The organism is Burkholderia sp. THE68, from assembly GCF_009938265.1.
GTDB lineage: Bacteria > Pseudomonadota > Gammaproteobacteria > Burkholderiales > Burkholderiaceae > Caballeronia.
The window spans coordinates 2,569,597-2,589,452 of sequence record NZ_AP022315.1 but is presented as its reverse complement, the minus strand read 5'-3'; the positions used below and the strand labels follow the sequence as shown (position 1 = coordinate 2,589,452).

The following is a 19,856-nucleotide window of genomic DNA, read 5'->3' as shown; positions in this document are numbered from 1 at the left end:
CGCGTCTAGTCCTTCAGACGTTCGATGAGCGCAATCGCCGCAGCCGGATTGCGCTCCTTGAAGCCGCTGATGACGTAGACGAACACATCGCGCGATGCGGCTTTCGGGGCCGGCTTGCCGAAGGTCTCCAAGTCGGCCGGCGAGCCGCCCGCGGCCCACGTTTTCGCGCGCCCGGTCCATTGATCGAGCGCCGCTTTCGCATAACCCTTCGCCTGCTTTTCGGTCGTGCCCATGATGCGCGCGTAGACGAAAGGCGCGGTCACATCCGCGATCTGCGGATACTTCGAATCACCCGCGATCACCACCGCGACGCGATACTTTCGCGCGAGCGCGATGAACGCCGGATCGCAGAAACTCTCGTGTCGGACTTCGACCGCGTGACGGATCGCGCGGTCGTCGATTTTCGCGGGCAGCAGTTCCAGAAAGCGCTCGAAATCCTCGGCGTCGAACTTCTTGGTCGCCGCGAATTGCCAGTTGATCGGACCGAGCTTGTCTCCGAGTTCGAGCACGCCGCTGCCGAAAAAACGTTCGATCGTATCGCCGGCTTCGGCCAGCACACGGCGATTCGTCGCGTAGCGCGGCGCCTTGAGCGAGAACACGAAATCGTCCGGCGTCTCGTCGCGCCACTTGATGAAGGTAGCGGGTTTCTGCGCGCCGTAGAACGTCCCGTTCACTTCGATGCTGGTGAGCGCGCGGCTCGCGTATTCGAGTTCACGCTTCTGCGCGAGCCCTTCGGGATAGAACGTGCCGCGCCACGGCTCGAACGTCCATCCGCCGATGCCGACCCGGATGCGTCCGGACTTTCCTTTGGAGGTAGCCATCGATGCGCTCCTCCGCTCACTTGCGGCCGACGAGATAGCTCACGCCCTCGGGCCCGTACTGCTCCGAATGCTCGATGTTCGGCGCGAGATGGAAGATATCGCCCGCGCGATACGTCCGCGCGTGAGCGGCGATGCGAATCGTGAGATCGCCTTCGAGAATCAGCGCCTTGGCTTCGAACGGATGCGCGTGAAGGTCGAGCGAACCGTTCGGCTCGCGTGTAACCGTGACGACCTCGTCGAAGCTTTCGCTGGAAAGAAGCGCAAGAAATTCGTCACGGCGCATGATCGGTGTCCCAGAAAAAAGAATGGCGCGTCCGTTCGTCTGGAACGGACGCGCCGTCTCATGCGCTCATGCTAACGCAGATGCTTTGTCGACTGCTCAGTTGCCGAAGAAGATGTTGCACTGCGGACCGCGCGTGCAGGGCTTCGACGCCGAGCTGTCCATGGTGTTCATCGTCGTGCCGGCTGCACCGCGCGTCATGGGCGCGCCGCCATAGGACGTGTCGGACATGTCACCGGGCTGGGCCTGCATGGCGCTTTGCTGCGGCGCGCTCGGGTCGGTCCAGGTGTCGGCGGTGGCCTGTCCGGGCACCTGCGCGGTTCGATAGTAGGTCTGCTGGGCCGAGGCGAGGCCCGCAGCGGCGAATAATGCGGCGGCGAGCGCCGCCATGGCGATACGTGATTTCATGTCGACTCCTTGATCGTACGGTCAGAAGGCGCGCTCGCGTGTGTCCGCGTAACGCTGTTCGCTGATTCGGATCGGTAATCCGCACGGAACGTGCCACGTGTCCCGCATATGCCATGCGTGGCGCGCCGCGAGGACGGAACATAGATGCCGGTTGCCGGCGTGGTATGCGTGTTCCGCCGCCGGTATGCCGAACTTGTTCGAATGCGTTTCACGCACGGCATCTCGCCGTTGCGATGCAGACGGAGCGCCGGTGCGCTTTCCGGCGAATGGGACCCGCGGGTCCGCAGAAGACGCATGCCGCACTGCACCTTCTTTATAGCCCGCGGATGCGCGAATGAACAGGACAATTGAACGCACGGCACGCTTACGGTCGCGCGCGTGGCGCGCGGCTGTCGGTCGCGTCATCGTTGTATCGGTTCTAGAATGCGAGGCGTGCCATCTCGCCAACTTTCGAATGCAGGGACAACGCGACCATGACCGTCATCATCTACCACAATCCGAAGTGCGGAACCTCGCGCAATACGCTCGCACTGATTCGCAACGCGGGCATCGAACCGAACGTGATCGAGTATCTGACGCACCCGCCAAGCCGCGAAGCGCTCGTCGCGCTGATCGCGCGCGCGGGTCTGTCCGTGCGCGAAGCGCTGCGCGAAAAGGGTACGCCGTACGCCGAACTCGGTCTCGACGATCCGGGCCTCACCGATGAACAACTCATCGACGCGATGCTCGCGCATCCGATTCTCATCAACCGGCCGTTCGTCGATACGCCCAAGGGCGCGCGTCTGTGCCGCCCGTCGGAACTCGTGCTCGATCTCCTGCCCGAGGCGCAGAAGGGGCCGTTCGTGAAGGAAGACGGCGAAGTCGTCATCGACGAAACCGGCAAGCGCGTCCGCTAAGCGAAACGCAAACAATCTGACCGTTACCTGACGTTACCTTTCTGGCAAACCCGTTGCACCTGTATCCGGCATCGCTTTTTAGACTGCACCTGACTCACAAGGCACTTGGTGCAGGGAGAAAGCGACATGAAGAAGAAACTGCTTGGAATGGCTGTCGGGCTGGCGGGGATCGCAGCGCTCGCAATGTCGGCCTCGGCGAACGCGCATGTCGATGTGGCGGTGGGCGTCGGCGTGCCGGTGTATGCGCAGCCCGCGGTGCCGGTCGGCTATTACGGATATGGCGATCGCGATGGCTACGGCTATCACCGCGACCGCTGGCGCGAGCGCGAATGGCGACGCCACGAATGGCGCGAGCGTCAATGGCGTCACGAGATGCGCCGGGAGGATCGCTGGCGCGACCGGCACGAATGGTAAGGTCTGAACGACGATGCGCGGTTCGTCTGGACTGCGCATTGCTTGATCGAACGCGGCGGGCCGGGAGGCTGCGCCGCGTTTCTGTTTCTGTTTGTTGCCGTGCGACCGCGTGCCGCATGCGGCGTCGGTCAAGGTGCGGCCGTTCGTGCCGTAAACACGTTGGCGACGCGCTGCGATCTCTTCGGCGCGAGCAAATTCCACCTCACTTTCAGCGATGTTCAGTCCCGTCAGCATTCTCGTCGTCACCGCGCTATCGAGCATTCTCTCGATACTGGTGCTGATCTCGCTGCTCTCGCACGAGATCGACGGCGTGCCGCGCTGGCTCTGGGCGAACGTGCTGGCCATCGTGTCGCTCGTGCTGTTCGCCATGCAGAACGTGGCGCCCGCGTGGCTCGGCGTCGTGGTCGCGAATCAGTTGCTGGCCGCGACCGTTCTGCTGATCTACGAAGGCTGCAACGAATTCTTCGATGTGCATCTGCGCCCCGCGCAACGCTGGGCGGGCTGGATCATGTGGCTCGCCGTGATGGCGGGCATCGTGTACTTCACCTACGTCGTCCCCGATGTGCACGTGCGCGTGGTGATCGTGTCGGCGTTTCATGCCGCCTGCGATCTCGCGATTGCCGGCCGCGTGCTGCTCGGGCGTCCGAAGGAGCGGCCGCGCTACAACTATCTGTTCGTCGCCGGCGCGGCGGCGCTCGGCACGCTCGGCCATACGATCCGCGGCGCGATCTACGCTGTGCAGCCGCCCGCGCAGGCGGCGCTGCTGCAACCCGGCCCGATGCAGATCACGTTTCTCGCGCTGGGAATTCTCGTGCTGCCGTCGTTGTGCATCGGGCTCGTGATGATGGCGCACGACCGTCTGGCGCAGCGGCTCGAACGGCTCGCGCGCTTCGACGATCTCACCGGCGCGTTGTCGCGAAAAGCGTTTCTGGCTGCGGCGGTTGAGCGGCTCGCGCGCGCCGGAAATACCGGCCGGCGCGAATATGTGGCGGTGGTCGACGTCGATCATTTCAAGAGCGTGAACGACCGCTACGGTCACGCGGCGGGCGACGACGTGCTGCGTCACTTCGCGGCCATCGTGCGTGCGCGCATCCGCGATGGCGATGCGTTCGGCCGCATCGGTGGCGAGGAGTTCTGTCTGTTCTGCACGGCGGATCGCAGCGAGGATGTCATCACGCTCGTCGAGCGTCTGCGCAGGACTGTCGAAGCGACGCCGTGCGCCGTGCCCGGTGGCGTGCTGAATTACACCTTCAGCGCGGGTATCGCGAGGTGGGACGGGCGCGAGCCGCTCGCCTCGTTGATGGCGCGGGCCGACAGCCTGCTGTATGCCGCGAAGGTCGCGGGCCGTAATCGTGTGAAGGCGTCTGGCGCGGAGGAACTCGTTCAAGCCTCTTCGATATCGCCATACTTCTGACGCTCGTCCTCCGGCTTGTTCATCCAGCGCCGCAGCAAACGCTTCTCGACCACGCGCCCGATGACCATGAGCGCGATCATCATGAGCATCGCGATGAACGCAACGCTCCAGACGCCCAGCCCACACACGATGCCGACAGCCGCCGTCACCCAGATCGACGCCGCCGTGGTAAGCCCACGCACGCGGTTTTCGCGCGGATTCTGCAGGATCACGCCGGCGCCGAGAAAGCCGACGCCCGTCACGATGCCCTGCACGGCGCGGGATACGTCGGCATCGGCGGAGAGCGTCATCGAGAAACCTTGCGCGCACATCGTCGCGATGCACGCGCCGAGCGACACGAGCCCGAGCGTCTTCATGCCGGTCGGCTTGCCGTGCAGATCGCGGTCGATGCCGATGATGCAGCCGATCAGCATCGCGGTCAGCATGCGCAGGACGGCGTCGGCGAGAAGAGGGTAAGGAAGCATCGCGCGTGAGAAGGGAACCGTAAGCCGCATCATCTTCGCACGGGGCGCCAGCACACGCGCAATTTTGGCGCGCTAACGTTCCGGTTCTCTGCGATCCACACGCATATTAAAAGGAGACGAAGTGAGCCAACTGCCCAAATTCACGATGGTCGATGCCGCGCCGACGCCCGTCGGACCGTTCTCGCACTCGGCCGAGGCCGACGGCTGGGTGTTTCTGACGGGCCAGATGCCGACCGATCCCGTCGACGACAACGCGCCGCTGCCCGAAGGCGTCGCGGCGCAGACACGGCGCGTGATGGACAACCTGATTCTCGTGCTGAACGGCGTCGGCCTCACGCTCGACAACGTGGTCAGCGCGCGCATCTTCCTCACCGAGTTCAAGCGCGATTACGACGCGATGAACGCAGTGTATCGCTCGTACTTTCTGCCGAAGCCGCTGCCTGCGCGCACGTGCATCGGCGTGACGGGACTCGCGCGCGATGCGCTCGTGGAGATCGATTTCGTCGCGAAGCGGCCCTAAGCGCGCTTGTTCACGCGCTTCGACGCATCGACACTGCGGAACGTGAGATTGATGCGCTCGCCGCGCGCGCCCGGCTCTTTCGGCACGCGATGCACCCATTCGAGCTGCGTGCGCCCGCGCATGACGAGCAGGCTGCCGTGCGTCAGCGCGAGCGTGTGCGTCGTGTGCGTGCGCGCGTGGCGGAACTCGAAGGTGCGCGTTGCGCCGAGACTCACCGATGCGATCACTGGCTCCGGGCCGAGTTCGCGTTCCTTGTCGGCGTGCCAGCCCATGCTGTCGAGGCCGCTGCGATAGCGGTTCAGCAGCACGCTGTTGAAGCGCGCGCCGCAGGCGGCTTCGGCGCGCTCGCGCAGTTGCGCGACGGCCGGCGTCCACGGCTGCGGCACGTTGCGGATGCCCGAATACACATAGACCGCATCCGGTTCGCCCTGCCACGCCGTCAGGCGCGGCAACGGCACGCGGCCGCCGGGCGTGCTCATCGTGTCCTGCTGCCAGCCGACTTCCGCGATCAGCGCGCCCATCAGGTCGGAGGCTTCGTCGGCATCGATCCAGTCCGGATGCCAGACGATGTCGGGTTTGGGAATGTCGTCGAATAGATCGAACATGGCGGCGATGCGGGAACGGCGCGGCAAATGAAGCATTCACGATAGCAGAGCCGCCGCGCAGCGTGCTTGCGGCCTCATTTCAGACGCGCAGACCCGCTGTGCTACATTTCCCGCATCATCTCAATAAAGTCGCCGCGCGGCGACAATGCACGGGGATTCGCATGAACACTACCGCCGAAGCAAGCGGCGGCGCGGCGCAAGGCCGCCGCATTCTGCTCGTCGACGACAGCGCCGATGCGGCGTTCGCCCTGTCGATGCTGCTCGAAGCGCTCGGTTACGTCGTGCGCAGCGAGCACGACGGGCCGCGCGCGCTCGCATCGATCGATGATTTCAAACCCGATGTGGTCGTGCTCGATATCGGTTTGCCGGGCATGAGCGGCTTCGACGTGGCGCGCGAAATGAGAAAGCGCGAAGCCACGCAGCACGCGCTGCTGCTCGCGCTGACCGGCTGGGGCAGTGACGCCGACCGCCGCAGCGCGCTCGATGCGGGCTTCGATCATCATCTGACCAAGCCCGTCGACGTCGCCAGTCTGGAAGCGCTGCTCGCGAAGCCGCGAGGGTAAGCGCTTCGTCATTCCACCCGCAGCCGCGCCATGTACGGCAGGTGATCGGACAGCCACGCGGTGTCCTGCGTCGGCACGAGCCATTCCACCGGTCTCAGGCCGCGCACGAACATCTTGTCGAGCGCGAGCGCGGGCGAGAACGCCGGAAACGTGCGGCCCGAAGCGCCCAACATCGTCGCGACTTCGTTCATGCCGAGTTCGGCGAATAGCGGCACGGAATCGTTGCGCCAGTCATTGAAGTCGCCCGCCAGCACGAGCGGGCCGTCGGGCGCTTCCTTCGCGATCCAGTGCGCGATCCAGTTCATCTGACGCAGACGCGCCTGACGCGTCAGCGCGAGATGCGCGCACAGCAGCGTGACCGACTGACCGGCGAAGGTGGCGCGCGCGACCAGCAAGCCGCGCTTTTCGAACCGATGCGCCGAGATGTCCCAGCGCCCGGAGAGATCGAGCGGATGCGGCGAAAGAATCGCGTTGCCGTGCCGCCACGACGGTTTGAAGACGTTCGGCCCGAGCGCGATCTGCAACTCGAGCGCGGTAGCGATCTCAGTGGCCTGGCAATGCCAGACATCGTCGAGCGGTGCGTTCAGCGGCTTGCCGAAGCCGCTGGCGAGCACCGGCTGCGGCATGCGCCGCGCCATCGCTTCCTGAAGGAAATAGACGTCCGCGTTGGTGGTCTGAACCCACCGCTGCATCGCGTTCCAGGCGCGCAAGCCGAGCGGCGAGCGACCCTTGTGCAGGTTCCAGCTGACCGCCGTGAAATCCGGCGTGGCCGTGTGAGCGGATGGGCCCGGCGGAAGGTGTTCTGGGTTTCGCATGCGTTCTTTGTCTTGAGCGGCGGCTTTTTGAGTCTATGTCACCGCGGTTGTCATTGCGCCGCCGTCGCTGCGCCCAGGCTCGCGCGCACCCGATAGGCGAGCGACGGGTTGCTGTCGATGATCTGCCATTGCGCCCATTCGCCCGGCTTGATCACGAGCCCCGGATGCGAACCGCTCACCTGACGCGGCACCGGCGGCAGCTTGCAGCCGGACTGCGACACGCGCGTGCTGTCGTCCTGCAGGGTTTCCTGCGCGTCGATGGCGATCGTGATGTCGTCGGCGCTCGCGTGGGTCGGCGAGATGGTGACGGTGCGTTGCAAGTCGATGTCGCCCGCGGGTTGATCCGCGCAGCCGACGCGGTTCTGCACCTTGTTGTGATGCGTGTCCGTGCGCGCCTGTCCGACGTTGGTCGTGCCAGAGAATGAGTCGATCTGTTGCCCGTCGCGCACAACCTGCAATTCCCAGTTCACCGGCTGCGGCGGCGTGGTTTGCGCGTGCGCGGCGAACGCGGCAAGACAGGCGCTCATCATGAGCGCGGCATTCAGAAAGGCAGTGGGTATCGTTTTTCGCATTGAAAGCAACTCCTGCGCGCGAACTGTTCGGATGGCGGCACACCCGGCGGCGGCCACGGGATCGGCGTTCCTCGGCGACTTCGGTGTGACACGGCGACGCGAAGCCGGTTCAGCGCGCCCGTCGAAATACACGATTGCAGACGGAGCAGATATCGAACCCGCTCGCCGTTTCGATCCCGACGATGATACTAGGCCGCGCCGATCGCGGCTTTATCGGCGGAAAGGGGCGTCCCAATTAGCAGCACACGCGTGCGACTGCTCGCTTGCAAGGGGTTTTGGCGTCGATACACTGGACTCGTCGACCATAAAAAATGACGGGGTGTGACATGACGACAGCCGTGGTCAAACAGGAACTCGCGGTGGCATCGTTCAGCAAGGTCTACAGTCTCGACGACGTGGAAGCCGCGCTCAACGACCTCACCGAAGGCGCAAGCGACGCCTTGCGCGCCACCTACGAAAAGATGCTCAAGGTGGGCAATCTGCGCTTTTGCGTGAAGCCCAACCGCATGCCGTCGATCGACGATCTAGCCGCCGACCTCCCCAACTTCGAGGAACCGCTCGCGGATATCCGCAAGCAGATCGCGCTGTGTCTCGAAACCGACGACCGCCTCGAACTCATGCCCATTCTGCTGCTCGGCGAGCCGGGCATCGGCAAGACACACTTCGCGAAACATCTCGCGCGGCTGCTCGGCACATCCTGCCATTACATCGCGATGAGCTCGCTCACGGCGGGCTGGATTCTGTCGGGGGCGTCGTCGCAATGGCGCAACGCGAAGCCAGGCAAGGTCTTCGACGCGCTCGTGAACGGCAGCTACGCGAACCCCGTCATCACCGTCGATGAAATCGACAAGGCCACCGGCGACGCGCAGTACGATCCGCTCGGTGCGCTCTACGCGCTGCTGGAGCACGACACGGCGCAGACTTTCATCGACGAATTCGCCGAGGTGCCGATCAACGCCGGCAACGTGGTGTGGATCGCCACGGCCAACGACGCGCGCGCGATCCCCGAGCCGCTTTTGAACCGCATGAACGTCTACGAGATTCCCGCGCCCGATCGCGACGGCGCGCGGCGCATCGCGCAGTCGATTTACGCCGAAATCCGCAATGCCCACACATGGGGCGCGCGCTTTCCAGAAACGCTCGGCGATGCGCCGCTCGACGCGCTCACGCAGGCGTCGCCGCGCGGCATGCGGCGTGCGGTACTGAATGCGTTCGGCAACGCACGTATCGACAGCCGGCACCACATCGAGGCGCGCGATATCCAGCTCGACCGGACTTCGCGCAGGAAAGCTATCGGGTTCTGAAAAGGCGTAATTTGCGGAATTGCGAAAAAGGCCGCCAAAACCTGTCATTCTTGACATCTGGCGGCCAGATTCTTGCCTTTTTCTGAATTGCACCGGAAAACGATGCAATCCATGTGCGTTTGTTGTGTATCGCGCAATAGTCCCGAACGTAAAATAGTTGGGATAAATCTGCGGCGGAAGAAAACATGGATCGGATCGAGTGCGTGGTAATCGGAGCGGGCGCGGTCGGGCTGGCGATCGCCCGGGCGCTGGCGATGCGCGGGCGCGAAGTCATCGTCCTGGAATCGGGCGAGGGCATCGGCATCGGCACGAGCTCGCGCAACAGTGAGGTGATTCACGCGGGCATCTACTATCCGCGCGGATCGCTGAAGGCAGAGCTGTGCGTGCGCGGGCGCGACATGCTCTACGAGTTCTGTCAGGCGCACGGCGTGCCGCACCGGCAATGCGGCAAACTGCTCGTCGCCACGGCGCGCAATCAGGTGCCGCAACTGGCAGCGCTGGAGCAGAAGGGCATCGAGAACCGTGTCAAGGGGCTCACGCGCATCAGCGGCGCGCAGGCGGCGGAGATGGAGCCGCAACTGCAATGCGTCGAGGCGGTGTGGTCGCCGCTGACGGGCATCGTCGACAGTCATCAGTACATGCTCGCGCTGCAGGGCGAAGCGGAGAACCGCGGCGCGAACATCGTGTTCCATACGCCCGTCGCGTCGATCGATGCGCGCGAGGGCTGCTTCATCGTCGAGACGGGCGGCGAGTCGCCCGCGCGCTTTCGGGCGTCGTATCTGATCAACAGCGCGGGGCTGTGGGCGAACGCGATCGCGCGCACTATTCGCGGCCTCGACGATCGCCACGTGCCGCCGCTCTACTTCGCGAAGGGCAATTACTTCAGCGTGAGCGGACGCGCGCCGTTCGAACGGCTCATCTATCCGATGCCCAACGAAGCCGGTCTCGGCGTGCATCTGACGATCGATCTCGGCGGCCAGGCGAAGTTCGGGCCGGACGTCGAATGGGTGCAGGCGCTCAACTACGACGTCGATCCGCGCCGCGCCGAATCGTTCTACGCGGCGATCCGCGCGTACTGGCCCGGCCTGCCCGACGACGCGTTGCAGCCCGCCTATGCGGGCATCCGGCCCAAGCTGTCTGGCCCGGGCCAGGCGGCGGCGGACTTCATGATTCAGGGCAAGTCGGCGCACGGCGTGCCGGGGCTGGTGAATCTGTACGGCATCGAGTCGCCGGGACTGACGGCGTCACTTGCGATCGCGGAGCGCGTCGCCGACATGGCGCGCTGACTTACACGCGACTTTCGACCGGCGCTTATCTCCGGGATTTGACGTCGTCGACTTGCTTCCAGGTTGTTATGCTCGGGAATCGCCGTCGCCAAGAACGGCGCTTATCCCCCAATACAACATGGAGCGAGTCACCATGAAGACATCACGTCGCACGTTTCTGATTACCAGCGTGGGCGTCGCCTCGACGTTCGCGCTCGGCTCGAAAGCCGCATTCGCCGATGCGCCGAAAGTCCCCGAAAGCGATCCCACCGCGCAGGCGCTCGGCTACAAGGAAGACGCGACCAAGGTCGACAAGGCCAAGTTCGCGAAATACGCCGCCGGTCAGGATTGCGGCAACTGTCAGTTCTATCAGGGCAAGCCGACCGACGCCTACGCACCGTGTCCGATGTTCGCCGGCAAGCAGGTCGCATCGAAGGGCTGGTGCAGCGCGTATGTGAAGAAGGCATAAGCCGTCCGAAGAGCGTCAACGCGCAGGCGCGCCCGGCCGAAAGGCCCGGCGCGTTTTTGTTCGTTCGCATTTAGCTTGATCGGGAGAAAAACCGTCTTTACACTCGCCAAGGCAAAAAGAGCCGCGCGTGCGCATCTTTAGAATGACGCGAACGAAACGCGGACACGCCCACGCCGATCGATGCACACACAGGGGATCGCATGCCAGGAAGACGATTGAACGCGCGCGCCGTGACGGCGGCGGTCATCGGCAACGCGCTGGAGTGGTACGACTTCACCGTGTTCGGTTTCATGACGGTCGTCATCGCGCGCCTGTTCTTCCCGACCGACAGCGACTATTCGTCGATTCTTCTGACCACCGCGACCTTCGGCGTCGCGTTCGTGATGCGGCCGGTCGGCGGCATCGTGCTCGGTCTCTATGCGGATCGCGCGGGGCGCAAGGCGGCGCTGACGCTTGTCATCGGTTTGATGACGCTCGGCATTTTTCTGCTGGCGATCGCCCCGCCGTACTCGGCGATCGGCATCGGCGCGCCGCTCGTCATCGTGTTCGCGCGACTGTTGCAGGGCTTTTCCGCGGGCGGCGAGTTCGGCAGTTCCACGGCGCTCCTGATCGAAGCGGCGCCTTTCTCGAAGCGCGGCTTCTACGGCAGTTTTCAGATGGCGAGCCAGGCGGCGTCGCTGTTGCTCGGGGCGATCGTCGGCGCGGCGATCTCGCGCGGTCTGTCGCCCGAAGCGCTCGATTCCTGGGGCTGGCGCGTGCCGTTCATTCTCGGGCTCGTGATCGGGCCGGTCGGTCTGTATATCCGCCGCAACATGGCCGACACAGAAGCGTTTCTGCACGCGAAGAAGACCGCGCGCCGCGCGACGCTCGGCGAAGTGTTCAGCACGCATAGCCGCGAAGTGCTGTGCGGGCTCGGTGCGGTGATCGCGTTGACGGTGAGCGTGTACGTGCTGATCGCCTATCTGCCGACATTTGCCGTCAAGCAACTGAAGCTGCCGTTCGGGCAGTCGTTCACGGCGCTGATCGTCGGCAATCTGCTGTTGATGGTGCTCTCGCCGGTCGCGGGCGCGTGGTCGGATCGCATCGGGCGCAAGGGGCTGTCGCTGTGGTCGCTGGCGATCACGCTCGTCATCATCTATCCACTCTTCGCGTGGCTCGCGGCCGAGCCGAGCGTGATGCGGCTCGTGATCGTGCAGGCGCTGCTGTCGATCGCGCTCTCGGGCTACTATGGGCCGTTCGGCGCGCTCATCGCCGAACTCTTTCCGGCGCACGTGCGCTCGACGGGGCTGTCTCTCGCGTACAACATCGCGGTGATGATTTTCGGCGGCTTCGGACAGTTCATCGTCACGTGGCTCATCCGCGTCACGGAATCGCAACTCGCGCCGACCTTCTATGTGATGGGCGGGCTCGTGCTTTCGCTGATCGCGGTGGCGTGCATTCCGGCGACGCGCCACGCGGACGTCGACGAAGCGCGCGATTTCATCCGTTAGCAGGCGTTCAAATGAAAGTGATCGAAAGCGGCAAGTTCACGGCGGAGCGCGCATGGGGCGCGCTCGATATCTGCGTGATGAACGGCACGTCGTGCCGTCTGCACTGGACGGACCAGCCCTATAAGTGGCATGTGAACGACGGCGAAGAGGTGTTCGCCGTGATGCAGGGCGAAGTGCGGATGCACGTGCGCGGGGCGGACGGCGAGCGCACGCTGACGCTGCGTGCCGGCGATATCTTCCATGCGCAAGCCGGCGACGAGCATTTCGCCGAACCGGTCGGCGAGGCGCGCATTCTGGTGATTGAGAAGGAAGGGAGCGTGTGAGGGCGATTCTTCCTAAACCATTCGGACAGGTGGTGCGGCTGCCGCGTCGTCCCTGATAATGTGCCCATCGTTGTGTATGAACGAGGGTGAGAAATGGTTAGGATGGTTGAATTAATCGAGCGCGACTACGACGAGGCGCGCGAAGCGGAGCGTTTGGGCGAATGGGGGGAGATGCCGTTGCTCGAATCGGAGGATCTTCTTGCGATTTCCAGAGAAGCGCTCGCGCGGATGGCGGCGCGTCTGGAAGAAGCCGAACGGGAACTGGATAAGCGACTGTTCGAAGAATCGATCGCCCACTTCGAGTCGATGGGCTATACGGCGGACAAGCTTCTTTCGCCTGAGGATCTCGTGGATGAAGTGGACGAAACGGCAGGCGTCCATGTCCCGCGCAAGCCCGGATGCCAGGCGCGAAGAACATCGTTTTTCGATGTCTTCGGCGGTCTGTTCGCAAAGAGAACGAAGCAGGTCGGATGATGGCGCGCGCCGTTCAGTTCTCAGTGCCGAGTTGGTACCACTATCACGTGTGGCATGGTTCCGACTCGAAGATATTCACGAAAGTGACCGGCCTGATCAATGAGTGCTGTCGTAACCCGTTCAAGGGTACGGGCAAGCCGGAGCCGCTCAAATACGAAAAGGCCTGGTCGCGTCGCATAGACGAGAAAAATCGCTTCGTGTACCGGGTCACGGACGGGTTCGTTCTCGTCATCAGTTGCCGTGGCCACTACGGCGACAAATAACGCAAGACGCCTGCAAGCGACTTACCGCTCCAGCCCCGCCTTCACCAGCAGCTCCGCCAGCACTTCCGTCATCCCGCCCTCGTGCCCGTCGGCGCGTTCCTTCAACTGCGTCACCAGCTTTTCATCGAGCTTGCAGGCGAACGGCACCAGTCCCTTCGCCTGGTCGAGCTTGCGCTGCTCGCGGCGATCGGTCTTTTGCGCGTCCGCGCCGCCCGCGCGCGCGCGGCCGCCTTGCTTCAGGTCGTTGGCCAGTTTGAAGGCCTTGGTCTGTTCCAGTTGAAATTTGTTCACGCGATGCTCCAGGGCAAGTTTCGATGTCAGGGGCCGTATTGTACGGAACGCGACGATCGCCCTAGCGGCCGGCTTCCGCGAGGGCGTCGATGCGCTCGCGCATGCGCCGCCAGTGCGAGCCTTCCCAGAACACGCGATGGCACACGTCGCAGGTGACGAAGCGCGCGTGCCGCTCGCGCACGCCGTCGGGCACGCGGCCGTCGATATCGCCAGGTCCGGCCGGACGCAAAGGCGCATTGCACATCAGGCAGAGGCGGAACGCGCGAACATGCGGCGCCAGGTCGAAGCGCTCCGAAACCTCGCGAAACTGGTCGTCGGGCTGCAGCGTACGCACGTAGCATCCGTGCAGCACGGCGCGGCGCTTGAGCAACTCGCGATCGCGCGTCAGCACGATGCGCGCTTCGTCGCGTGCCAGCTGCTCGATTTCGTCGTCGGGGAAGTTGTTGTCATAGCGGGTGTCGAAGCCCGCGAGCCGCAGCAACTGCGCGAGACCGCCGAGATGCGCATCGGCGATGAAGCTCAGACCGGCGGCGTCGAGCGGCGGACGCAGCAGCCGCGCGCCGTTGGCTTTGCCCTCGGGCGCGTGGCGCGCCGGATACACCTCGATGAGGTCGTCCGCCTCGATCAGCGTGTCGAAGCCGGTCGGCATGCCGTTGCGCACGATCAGTTCGACTTCTGTATGCGGCACGCCGAGCGCCTCGATCATGTGCTTGGTCGACGAGGACTTCGCGCACGCGCACGCGAACGTGTGCCCGCGCAGGGATCGAGCGAGGAAATCATTCAGTTCGCGATGGAAGTGAAAGCGCGCCTTGACCATGCAGGCAGTATCGCATTGCGCGCTGCTGCGCGCTTCGCATCGATGTGCTCTACTGGCGCTCGGGTCGCGCGGCCCTCGCGGCGCGGCAAGCGGACAAGGCAAAGGAGCATGTGAGCATGGATATCGGATTCATCGGACTGGGCGAAATGGGCGGCGCGATGGCAAGCAACGCGCTGAAGGCGGGGCACACGGTGCGCGTCTGGAACCGCTCGCGCGACAAGACGCGCGCGCTCGCGGACCAGGGCGCGTCGGTGGTCGATACGCCCGAGCAGGCCTTCGCCGGCGACGCAGCGTTCTCCATGCTCGCCGACGACCACGCGCTGCGCTCGGTGCTGGTCGACGGCGGTTTGCTCAAGCACGCGCCGAAGGGCCTCGTGCACGTCAATATGGCGACGATTTCGGCGGCGCTCGCCGTCGAACTGGCCGAGTTGCATGCGCAGCACGGCGTCGCGTATGTCGCCGCGCCGGTGCTCGGGCGGCCGGATGTCGCCGCGGCGGGCAAGCTCAACATCCTCGCGGCGGGCGCGAGCGACGCCATCGACCGCGTGCAGCCGGTACTCGACGCGCTCGGCCAGAAAACCTGGCGCGTCGGCAGCGAGCCGCAGCACGCGAACGTGCTCAAGCTCGCGGCGAATTTCATGCTGGCATCGGCGATCGAAAGCTTCGGCGAAGCGGCGGCGCTCGTGAGCGGCCACGGCATCGAGGCGAAGACCTTGCTCGACGTCATCACGAACTCGCTTTTTCCGGGGCCGGTGTATCAGGGCTACGGCAAGATGATCGCCGAGCGCCGCTACGAGCCCGCGCTCTTCAAGGCGCGTCTCGGGCTGAAGGATGTGCGCCTCGCGATCGCCGCGGGCGATGCCGTGAACGTGCCGCTGCCAGTCGCGAGCGTCGTGCGCGACAATCTCGTCGATGCGCTCGCCCACGGCGACGGCGAAAAGGACTTCGCCGTGCTGGGTCAGGTGGCGGCGCGGCGCGCGGGGCGCTGATTCCATTCGCGCGGTGTGGCGAAGGCGAGGTTTCGCCCGGTTCGACGCGGGCAGACGGCATAATGCGAGTCCCGCTTTCTTCCCGCCACGCCGCAATGAGCCTGCATCTCTGGTGGCTGTTCGTCGCCACTGTTTTCGTCGTTTCCGCGATTCCCGGTCCCAACATGCTGCTCGTGATGACGCACGGCGCGCGTCATGGCCTCAGACGTTCGACGGCCACAATGGCCGGCTGCCTCGCGGCGCTCGTCCTCATGCTGTCGGTATCGGCGGCGGGATTGGGCGTGTTTCTCGAAGCGTGGCCGCGTCTGTTCGACACGCTGCGTCTGCTCGGCGCGGCCTATCTCGTCTGGCTCGGCGTGAGGAGCTGGCGCGCGAAGGCGAGCGCGGTCGAGGTCCGCGATGACAGCGGCATTGCGCACGCTTCCCGACGCTTCACGCTCTTTCGCAACGGCTTTCTGGTGGCGAGCAGCAATCCGAAGGCGATTCTCTTCGCGGCGGCGCTGCTGCCGCAATTCATCGACGCAAGCAGGCCGGTGCTGCCGCAATTCGCCGTGCTGGTATCGACGTTCGCCGTGATCGAAGTGAGCTGGTACGCGGTGTACGCAGGCCTGGGCGCGCGCATCGGCGACAGGCTGAAGAGCGCGAGCGTCGCGCAGGCGTTCAACCGGCTGACGGGCGGCGTGTTCGTCGGCTTCGGCGCGATGATGGCGCTCGTGCGCCACTGAGCGCGCAAACGTCTGCATGAACGGGCGCATAACTTGCGTGCGTCCGCAGTGCTTCATTCGCTTTCGAACATACAGGCGCGACCGGCGGGTGCATAGTCGCGCTCGTAGCGCTTGTCCCGGTTCGCAGCAAAACCAGAAAAAAAGCTGAAAAGGAGGCGCCTCATGCAACTGACTGGCCGACGCGCCGCTCTGGCAGCGCTCCTGCCGCTTTGTTTCGGCGTACTGGCGACGACGCCCGCGCGCGCCGACGATACCCCGAGTCCCTGCGATGCGCTCAAACGCATCGTGGCCGCGGCGCCGAATTTCTCGTCGCTTTCCGCATCCGACGGACGCGCGCTCGCGCGGCCCTACGGCGATGACGCGAAATGCGCTGCTTCGCAGACGAACTATCGCTGCACCTGGACGCCGCACGGCGGTTCCAGCGCCGAAGCGCTCCAGGGCGTCGCGGCGGACATCGCGTCTTGCCTGCCGGACGCGACGCACGACCAGAACGCCCCCGCGCGCCAGCATTTCTATCTCGGCGCACGCGGCGCGCGCACCGAGATCACGGCGGCGCAAGCGGGCTCGAACAAATTGACCCTCGAAATATTCGGTTCCCGGTGAGGCCATCGTGAGCAAGCGCATCCTCATAGCCGATGACGACGACGATGCGCTCGCGGGCCTCGCGAACCTGCTGAACGGCATGGGCCACGAAGTGGCGCTCGCGGCGAACGGCGCGCAGGCGGTCGAAGTCGCCGCGCAGTTCGATCCGGAAGTCGTGATTCTCGATCTCGGCATGCCGCTCCTGGACGGCCTCGCGGCGGCGCGCGCCTTGCGCCGGCTGCCGAACGGCCACGCGATGATGCTCGTGGCGCTCACGGGCTGGGGCCAGCCGCAGCATCGGGAGATGACGCAGGACGCCGGTTTCGACGTCCACCTCGTCAAGCCGATTTCCGGCGATCAACTCCACTTCATCCTGTCGATGATGCAGCCCTGATTTTTTCGGCAGCTCTGCGTCACACCGCCGCAACAGGTGATGTTGCGATGCACCAATATTATTGGTATATTTACTCCTGTCTCCTCCATGTCTCCACTGATATGGATTCAGCCCGCCAGCATTGGCGGGCTTTTTTTCGTCCCTACGTTTCGATGCTGCGCCGCGTCGCCAGACGCAAAAAAGCCGATTCGCGGTGAAGCGAATCGGCTTTCGTTATCCCGGATGCAGCGTAATCAGCGGGCCAGACCCGCCTCCTCGTCCGCGCCGATCGCCAGGTTCATGCACTGGATCGCCGCGCCCGATGCGCCCTTGCCGAGATTGTCCAGACGCGCGACCGTCACGAAACGCTCGTCGTTGCCAAACACGAAAATATCGACGCGATTCGTTTCGTTGCACGCCTGTACGTCGAAGAAGCCGGCGTCGAGGTTGCTGTCGGCGTCGAACGGCATCACGCGCACGAACGGCTCGTTGTTGTAGTACTCCGCCAGCATGTCACGCACGTCCTGCGGTTTGGCTTTGCGCGCGAGCTGGTCGGGCGAGAAATACGTCGTGACCGCGAGGCCTTTCAGGAACGGGCCGACGATCGGCGTAAAGACCGGCGCGCGCTTCAGTCCCGTGCGTACCGACATTTCCGGCAGATGCTTGTGCGTCAGGGCGAGCGCGTACGGGCGCGGGCTCATGAGCCTGTCGTTGCCGCCCGCTTCGTACTCCGCGATCATTTTCTTGCCGCCGCCGCTGTAGCCGGTGATCGAATACGCGTGGGCGTCGAAATCGGCGGGAACGAGGCCGCCCGCGACGAGCGGCTGCACCGACAGCACGAACGCCGACGCGTGGCAGCCCGGCACCGCGATGCGCTTCGACGCGCGCAGACGCTCGCGCTGCGCGCGCGACAATTCGGGAAGCCCGTACGCCCAGTCGTCCTGCGTGCGGAACGCCGTGCTGGCGTCGATCATCACGGTGCGCGTGTTGCCCGGGTCGACGAGCGAAACCGATTCGCGCGACGCGACATCCGGCAGGCACAGAAACGTCACGTCCGACGCGTTGATCAGGCGGCGGCGTTCCTCGACGTCCTTCCGCTTCGCTTCCTCGATCCGCAACACTTCGATGTCACGGCGCTGCGACAGATATTCGAAAATCTTCAGGCCGGTGGTGCCTTCCTGTCCGTCGACAAATACTTTCGTGGTCATCTCGATCTCGCTGGTTCGTGCGGGCGCTCGCCGCAAAACCGATAGTTTAAGGCGATTCCGAGGCGGGGGGATGTCCGTCGCTTTCGAGACGCGCCTGGCTGCCGATCCAGCGCGCCGTTACCTCGGCGATGCGCGCGCCGAAGACCTTCGCCGTTTCGAGATCGCCGGGCGGCGGGGCTTCGTCCGGCGAGGCGTCGGCCGGCGACTGCGTCAGCAGGCCGGTGAAGCCGCCAACGAAATTCAGGTCGTTGCGGGTGGCCGCCTTCGTGTTCGACGGCATCATGCCCGTGCCGACCCAGATCATGCCGTGCTGCATCGCCAGCGTGACGAAATAGGAGATGGTCAGGAATTTGTCGCCGTTCATATGCGCCGAATTGGTGAATCCGGCCGCGATCTTGTCTTTCCACTTCTGCGCGAACCACGGCTTCGAGCTCGCATCGGCGAATTTCTTGAAGTCGGCGGACGGTCCGCCCATGTAGGTCGGCGCGCCGAACACGATGGCGTCGGCGGCGTCCAGCTCGGCCCAGCCGGTCTCGTCGAGTTCGGAAACGGCGATCAGCCTGACGTTCGCGCCGGCGTCGGTGGCGCCGCCGAGCACGGCTTCCGCGACCTTCTTCGTGTGGCCGTAGCCGCTGTGATAAACGATGATGATGTTCGGCATGGTGTCCCTGAGTCTTGCTCCGGCCGAGTCTAGCAAAGACAAATTCTGACGGACCGGCGCGAGCGCACGCTTCTAGCGGGGAACATCCGGGCGCGCATAGGTGAAAGTCAGTTGCGCGCTGGCGATCGTCATCGTGCGGATTTCGTGCTCGAACATCAGTGCCGGCGTGCCCTGGCGCAGGCGCAGATCGGTGCTGTCGAGCGCGTAGACGGTCACGATGTAGCGATGCGGCTTGCCGGGCGGCGGGCACGGACCGCCGTAGCCGTCCGTGTCCCAGTCGTTGCGCGCCTCGATCGCGCCCATCTTGCGCAGCACGCCCGAGGCGCTCGCGTTGTTCGGCAGACGATCGGTGCCGACGGGAATCCCGGCGACCGCCCAATGCCACCAGCCGCGTCCGGGCGCATCCGGGTCGAAGACCGTCACGGCGAAGCTGCGGGTGTTCGCGGGGGCGCCGCGCCAGGAAATCTGCGGCGAGCGGTTGCCGCCCTTGCACTCGGACTGATCGAAGAGCAGATCGCGTCCGACAGGCTTGCCCGGCGCGAGATCCGTGCTCGACACGCTGAAGGCGGGATCCGCTGCGACCTCGTGCGAATTCGAGAAACCGGCGACCGCACAGGCGGTGAAGAGTACTGCTGCGACATGGCGACTCGAACTCACGCGTCGGCCGGTGAGGCGCATGTGCTGAACTCCTGTCAGTATCGTCGCGCGTTATAGCAGCGTTTCGCTGGCTGCAACGATGTTTTTTGTCTCAGTGATGCGCTTCGTACCAGCTTGCAGTTTAACATTGCAACAAAGCATAAAAGCCTTGAATCCTTGAGACTTAACCGATGGCGCCTTGCGCGCCCGTCGG

General features: G+C 64.6%; 28 protein-coding genes. 16 read left to right on the top strand and 12 right to left on the bottom strand.

The genetic code is table 11. From position 1 onward, the window contains the following. Positions 1–5: 5 nt before the first annotated feature. From BTHE68_RS12320 to BTHE68_RS12310, 3 genes are all read right to left on the bottom strand, one after another. Positions 6–821, bottom strand: coding sequence for a DUF72 domain-containing protein (locus tag BTHE68_RS12320; protein WP_162066523.1), 816 nt, complete (start codon positions 819–821; stop codon positions 6–8). Positions 822–837: 16 nt separating this feature from the next. Beyond that, positions 838–1,104: a cupin domain-containing protein gene (locus BTHE68_RS12315; protein ID WP_162066522.1), complete on the bottom strand. Its 267-nt coding sequence runs from the start codon at positions 1,102–1,104 to the stop codon at positions 838–840. A gap of 96 nt (positions 1,105–1,200) precedes the next feature. After that, positions 1,201–1,509 carry a hypothetical protein gene (locus tag BTHE68_RS12310; RefSeq protein ID WP_162066521.1) on the bottom strand — a complete coding sequence of 103 codons (309 nt, stop codon included), beginning with the start codon at positions 1,507–1,509 and terminating at the stop codon, positions 1,201–1,203. A 473-nt stretch (positions 1,510–1,982) separates the two neighbouring features. On the opposite strand from BTHE68_RS12310, the gene arsC reads away from it, so the two are divergent. The 3 genes from arsC (at position 1,983) to BTHE68_RS12295 (ending at position 4,233) form a co-directional block, all read left to right on the top strand. Then, positions 1,983–2,405 (top strand): arsenate reductase (glutaredoxin), encoded by a 423-nt coding sequence (gene arsC, locus BTHE68_RS12305; protein ID WP_162066520.1) that lies wholly within the window; start codon positions 1,983–1,985, stop codon positions 2,403–2,405. A gap of 126 nt (positions 2,406–2,531) precedes the next feature. Further along, positions 2,532–2,819: a hypothetical protein gene (locus tag BTHE68_RS12300; RefSeq protein WP_162066519.1), complete on the top strand. Its 288-nt coding sequence runs from the start codon at positions 2,532–2,534 to the stop codon at positions 2,817–2,819. A gap of 214 nt (positions 2,820–3,033) precedes the next feature. Further along, positions 3,034–4,233 carry a GGDEF domain-containing protein gene (locus BTHE68_RS12295; RefSeq protein WP_162066518.1) on the top strand — a complete coding sequence of 400 codons (1,200 nt, stop codon included), beginning with the start codon at positions 3,034–3,036 and terminating at the stop codon, positions 4,231–4,233. Here BTHE68_RS12295 and BTHE68_RS12290 read toward each other — a convergent pair. Continuing rightward, entirely contained in the window at positions 4,203–4,697 is a 495-nt protein-coding gene (locus BTHE68_RS12290) for an MgtC/SapB family protein (protein ID WP_162066517.1), read from the bottom strand. The two genes, BTHE68_RS12295 and BTHE68_RS12290, sit on opposite strands and share 31 nt — an antisense overlap. A gap of 121 nt (positions 4,698–4,818) precedes the next feature. Between BTHE68_RS12290 and BTHE68_RS12285 the strand changes: the two genes are divergently transcribed. After that, a complete protein-coding gene (locus BTHE68_RS12285) occupies positions 4,819–5,217 on the top strand; it encodes a RidA family protein (RefSeq protein WP_162066516.1) in 399 nt (132 codons plus the stop codon). Here BTHE68_RS12285 and BTHE68_RS12280 read toward each other — a convergent pair. Continuing rightward, a complete protein-coding gene (locus BTHE68_RS12280) occupies positions 5,214–5,822 on the bottom strand; it encodes an alpha-ketoglutarate-dependent dioxygenase AlkB family protein (RefSeq protein WP_162066515.1) in 609 nt (202 codons plus the stop codon). The two genes, BTHE68_RS12285 and BTHE68_RS12280, sit on opposite strands and share 4 nt — an antisense overlap. A gap of 161 nt (positions 5,823–5,983) precedes the next feature. Between BTHE68_RS12280 and BTHE68_RS12275 the strand changes: the two genes are divergently transcribed. Then, positions 5,984–6,385 carry a response regulator gene (locus tag BTHE68_RS12275; protein ID WP_162066514.1) on the top strand — a complete coding sequence of 134 codons (402 nt, stop codon included), beginning with the start codon at positions 5,984–5,986 and terminating at the stop codon, positions 6,383–6,385. An 8-nt stretch (positions 6,386–6,393) separates the two neighbouring features. Here BTHE68_RS12275 and BTHE68_RS12270 read toward each other — a convergent pair whose 3' ends face one another. Both BTHE68_RS12270 and BTHE68_RS12265 read right to left on the bottom strand, forming a co-directional pair. Continuing rightward, a complete protein-coding gene (locus BTHE68_RS12270; RefSeq protein ID WP_162066513.1) occupies positions 6,394–7,200 on the bottom strand; it encodes an endonuclease/exonuclease/phosphatase family protein in 807 nt (268 codons plus the stop codon). A 50-nt stretch (positions 7,201–7,250) separates the two neighbouring features. After that, on the bottom strand, positions 7,251–7,772 hold the full coding sequence (locus BTHE68_RS12265) for a hypothetical protein (RefSeq protein ID WP_162066512.1): 522 nt from the start codon (positions 7,770–7,772) through the stop codon (positions 7,251–7,253). Between the two features lie 326 nt (positions 7,773–8,098). Between BTHE68_RS12265 and BTHE68_RS12260 the strand changes: the two genes are divergently transcribed. The 7 genes from BTHE68_RS12260 (at position 8,099) to BTHE68_RS12230 (ending at position 13,360) form a co-directional block, all read left to right on the top strand. Next, a complete protein-coding gene (locus BTHE68_RS12260) occupies positions 8,099–9,076 on the top strand; it encodes an AAA family ATPase (RefSeq protein ID WP_162066511.1) in 978 nt (325 codons plus the stop codon). 185 nt (positions 9,077–9,261) lie between these two features. After that, positions 9,262–10,362, top strand: coding sequence for an NAD(P)/FAD-dependent oxidoreductase (locus BTHE68_RS12255; RefSeq protein WP_162066510.1), 1,101 nt, complete (start codon positions 9,262–9,264; stop codon positions 10,360–10,362). Positions 10,363–10,495: 133 nt separating this feature from the next. Beyond that, positions 10,496–10,810: a high-potential iron-sulfur protein gene (locus tag BTHE68_RS12250; protein WP_162066509.1), complete on the top strand. Its 315-nt coding sequence runs from the start codon at positions 10,496–10,498 to the stop codon at positions 10,808–10,810. 200 nt (positions 10,811–11,010) lie between these two features. After that, positions 11,011–12,300 carry an MFS transporter gene (locus BTHE68_RS12245; RefSeq protein ID WP_162066508.1) on the top strand — a complete coding sequence of 430 codons (1,290 nt, stop codon included), beginning with the start codon at positions 11,011–11,013 and terminating at the stop codon, positions 12,298–12,300. Positions 12,301–12,311: 11 nt separating this feature from the next. After that, positions 12,312–12,623 carry a cupin domain-containing protein gene (locus tag BTHE68_RS12240; protein ID WP_162066507.1) on the top strand — a complete coding sequence of 104 codons (312 nt, stop codon included), beginning with the start codon at positions 12,312–12,314 and terminating at the stop codon, positions 12,621–12,623. Positions 12,624–12,794: 171 nt separating this feature from the next. Then, positions 12,795–13,097 (top strand): hypothetical protein, encoded by a 303-nt coding sequence (locus BTHE68_RS12235; protein WP_162066506.1) that lies wholly within the window; start codon positions 12,795–12,797, stop codon positions 13,095–13,097. After that, the gene (locus BTHE68_RS12230; RefSeq protein ID WP_162066505.1) at positions 13,094–13,360 is read left to right on the top strand and encodes a Txe/YoeB family addiction module toxin; all 267 of its coding nucleotides are present in this window, start codon (positions 13,094–13,096) and stop codon (positions 13,358–13,360) included. Before BTHE68_RS12235 ends, BTHE68_RS12230 begins: the two co-directional genes overlap by 4 nt. Before the next feature lie 21 nt (positions 13,361–13,381). Here the strand turns inward: BTHE68_RS12230 and BTHE68_RS12225 are convergent, their stop codons facing one another. Both BTHE68_RS12225 and BTHE68_RS12220 read right to left on the bottom strand, forming a co-directional pair. Then, positions 13,382–13,651, bottom strand: a complete 270-nt coding sequence (locus tag BTHE68_RS12225) for a hypothetical protein (RefSeq protein WP_162066504.1) — start codon at positions 13,649–13,651, stop codon at positions 13,382–13,384. A gap of 61 nt (positions 13,652–13,712) precedes the next feature. Further along, positions 13,713–14,468 carry a Mut7-C RNAse domain-containing protein gene (locus BTHE68_RS12220; protein ID WP_162066503.1) on the bottom strand — a complete coding sequence of 252 codons (756 nt, stop codon included), beginning with the start codon at positions 14,466–14,468 and terminating at the stop codon, positions 13,713–13,715. Between the two features lie 44 nt (positions 14,469–14,512). Between BTHE68_RS12220 and BTHE68_RS12215 the strand changes: the two genes are divergently transcribed. The 4 genes from BTHE68_RS12215 (at position 14,513) to BTHE68_RS12200 (ending at position 17,158) form a co-directional block, all read left to right on the top strand. Beyond that, positions 14,513–15,457, top strand: coding sequence for an NAD(P)-dependent oxidoreductase (locus tag BTHE68_RS12215; RefSeq protein WP_286202776.1), 945 nt, complete (start codon positions 14,513–14,515; stop codon positions 15,455–15,457). Positions 15,458–15,552: 95 nt separating this feature from the next. Beyond that, positions 15,553–16,182: a LysE family translocator gene (locus tag BTHE68_RS12210; RefSeq protein ID WP_162066501.1), complete on the top strand. Its 630-nt coding sequence runs from the start codon at positions 15,553–15,555 to the stop codon at positions 16,180–16,182. A gap of 162 nt (positions 16,183–16,344) precedes the next feature. Continuing rightward, on the top strand, positions 16,345–16,785 hold the full coding sequence (locus BTHE68_RS12205; RefSeq protein ID WP_162066500.1) for a hypothetical protein: 441 nt from the start codon (positions 16,345–16,347) through the stop codon (positions 16,783–16,785). Between the two features lie 7 nt (positions 16,786–16,792). Next, positions 16,793–17,158: a response regulator gene (locus BTHE68_RS12200; RefSeq protein WP_162066499.1), complete on the top strand. Its 366-nt coding sequence runs from the start codon at positions 16,793–16,795 to the stop codon at positions 17,156–17,158. A gap of 233 nt (positions 17,159–17,391) precedes the next feature. Here BTHE68_RS12200 and argC read toward each other — a convergent pair whose 3' ends face one another. From argC to BTHE68_RS12185, 3 genes are all read right to left on the bottom strand, one after another. After that, positions 17,392–18,345: an N-acetyl-gamma-glutamyl-phosphate reductase gene (gene argC, locus BTHE68_RS12195; RefSeq protein ID WP_162066498.1), complete on the bottom strand. Its 954-nt coding sequence runs from the start codon at positions 18,343–18,345 to the stop codon at positions 17,392–17,394. 46 nt (positions 18,346–18,391) lie between these two features. Continuing rightward, the gene (locus BTHE68_RS12190; protein ID WP_162066497.1) at positions 18,392–19,006 is read right to left on the bottom strand and encodes a flavodoxin family protein; all 615 of its coding nucleotides are present in this window, start codon (positions 19,004–19,006) and stop codon (positions 18,392–18,394) included. A gap of 72 nt (positions 19,007–19,078) precedes the next feature. Continuing rightward, positions 19,079–19,684, bottom strand: a complete 606-nt coding sequence (locus BTHE68_RS12185) for a YbhB/YbcL family Raf kinase inhibitor-like protein (protein WP_162066496.1) — start codon at positions 19,682–19,684, stop codon at positions 19,079–19,081. Positions 19,685–19,856 lie beyond the last annotated feature (172 nt).

What these genes read in the sequence shown, in the direction of transcription:
- BTHE68_RS12230 (WP_162066505.1), top strand. Translation starts at nt 13,094, where the DNA reads ATGATGGCGCGCGCCGTTCAGTTCTCAGTGCCGAGTTGGTACCACTAT.
- BTHE68_RS12310 (WP_162066521.1), bottom strand. Translation starts at nt 1,509, where the DNA reads ATGAAATCACGTATCGCCATGGCGGCGCTCGCCGCCGCATTATTCGCC.
- argC (WP_162066498.1), bottom strand. Translation starts at nt 18,345, where the DNA reads ATGACCACGAAAGTATTTGTCGACGGACAGGAAGGCACCACCGGCCTG.
- BTHE68_RS12220 (WP_162066503.1), bottom strand. Translation starts at nt 14,468, where the DNA reads ATGGTCAAGGCGCGCTTTCACTTCCATCGCGAACTGAATGATTTCCTC.
- BTHE68_RS12260 (WP_162066511.1), top strand. Translation starts at nt 8,099, where the DNA reads ATGACGACAGCCGTGGTCAAACAGGAACTCGCGGTGGCATCGTTCAGC.
- BTHE68_RS12265 (WP_162066512.1), bottom strand. Translation starts at nt 7,772, where the DNA reads ATGCGAAAAACGATACCCACTGCCTTTCTGAATGCCGCGCTCATGATG.
- BTHE68_RS12250 (WP_162066509.1), top strand. Translation starts at nt 10,496, where the DNA reads ATGAAGACATCACGTCGCACGTTTCTGATTACCAGCGTGGGCGTCGCC.
- BTHE68_RS12290 (WP_162066517.1), bottom strand. Translation starts at nt 4,697, where the DNA reads ATGCTTCCTTACCCTCTTCTCGCCGACGCCGTCCTGCGCATGCTGACC.
- BTHE68_RS12255 (WP_162066510.1), top strand. Translation starts at nt 9,262, where the DNA reads ATGGATCGGATCGAGTGCGTGGTAATCGGAGCGGGCGCGGTCGGGCTG.
- BTHE68_RS12295 (WP_162066518.1), top strand. Translation starts at nt 3,034, where the DNA reads ATGTTCAGTCCCGTCAGCATTCTCGTCGTCACCGCGCTATCGAGCATT.
- BTHE68_RS12280 (WP_162066515.1), bottom strand. Translation starts at nt 5,822, where the DNA reads ATGTTCGATCTATTCGACGACATTCCCAAACCCGACATCGTCTGGCAT.
- BTHE68_RS12205 (WP_162066500.1), top strand. Translation starts at nt 16,345, where the DNA reads ATGCAACTGACTGGCCGACGCGCCGCTCTGGCAGCGCTCCTGCCGCTT.
- BTHE68_RS12270 (WP_162066513.1), bottom strand. Translation starts at nt 7,200, where the DNA reads ATGCGAAACCCAGAACACCTTCCGCCGGGCCCATCCGCTCACACGGCC.
- BTHE68_RS12245 (WP_162066508.1), top strand. Translation starts at nt 11,011, where the DNA reads ATGCCAGGAAGACGATTGAACGCGCGCGCCGTGACGGCGGCGGTCATC.
- BTHE68_RS12300 (WP_162066519.1), top strand. Translation starts at nt 2,532, where the DNA reads ATGAAGAAGAAACTGCTTGGAATGGCTGTCGGGCTGGCGGGGATCGCA.
- BTHE68_RS12210 (WP_162066501.1), top strand. Translation starts at nt 15,553, where the DNA reads ATGAGCCTGCATCTCTGGTGGCTGTTCGTCGCCACTGTTTTCGTCGTT.
- BTHE68_RS12235 (WP_162066506.1), top strand. Translation starts at nt 12,795, where the DNA reads ATGCCGTTGCTCGAATCGGAGGATCTTCTTGCGATTTCCAGAGAAGCG.
- BTHE68_RS12275 (WP_162066514.1), top strand. Translation starts at nt 5,984, where the DNA reads ATGAACACTACCGCCGAAGCAAGCGGCGGCGCGGCGCAAGGCCGCCGC.
- BTHE68_RS12315 (WP_162066522.1), bottom strand. Translation starts at nt 1,104, where the DNA reads ATGCGCCGTGACGAATTTCTTGCGCTTCTTTCCAGCGAAAGCTTCGAC.
- BTHE68_RS12185 (WP_162066496.1), bottom strand. Translation starts at nt 19,684, where the DNA reads ATGCGCCTCACCGGCCGACGCGTGAGTTCGAGTCGCCATGTCGCAGCA.
- BTHE68_RS12190 (WP_162066497.1), bottom strand. Translation starts at nt 19,006, where the DNA reads ATGCCGAACATCATCATCGTTTATCACAGCGGCTACGGCCACACGAAG.
- BTHE68_RS12320 (WP_162066523.1), bottom strand. Translation starts at nt 821, where the DNA reads ATGGCTACCTCCAAAGGAAAGTCCGGACGCATCCGGGTCGGCATCGGC.
- arsC (WP_162066520.1), top strand. Translation starts at nt 1,983, where the DNA reads ATGACCGTCATCATCTACCACAATCCGAAGTGCGGAACCTCGCGCAAT.
- BTHE68_RS12240 (WP_162066507.1), top strand. Translation starts at nt 12,312, where the DNA reads ATGAAAGTGATCGAAAGCGGCAAGTTCACGGCGGAGCGCGCATGGGGC.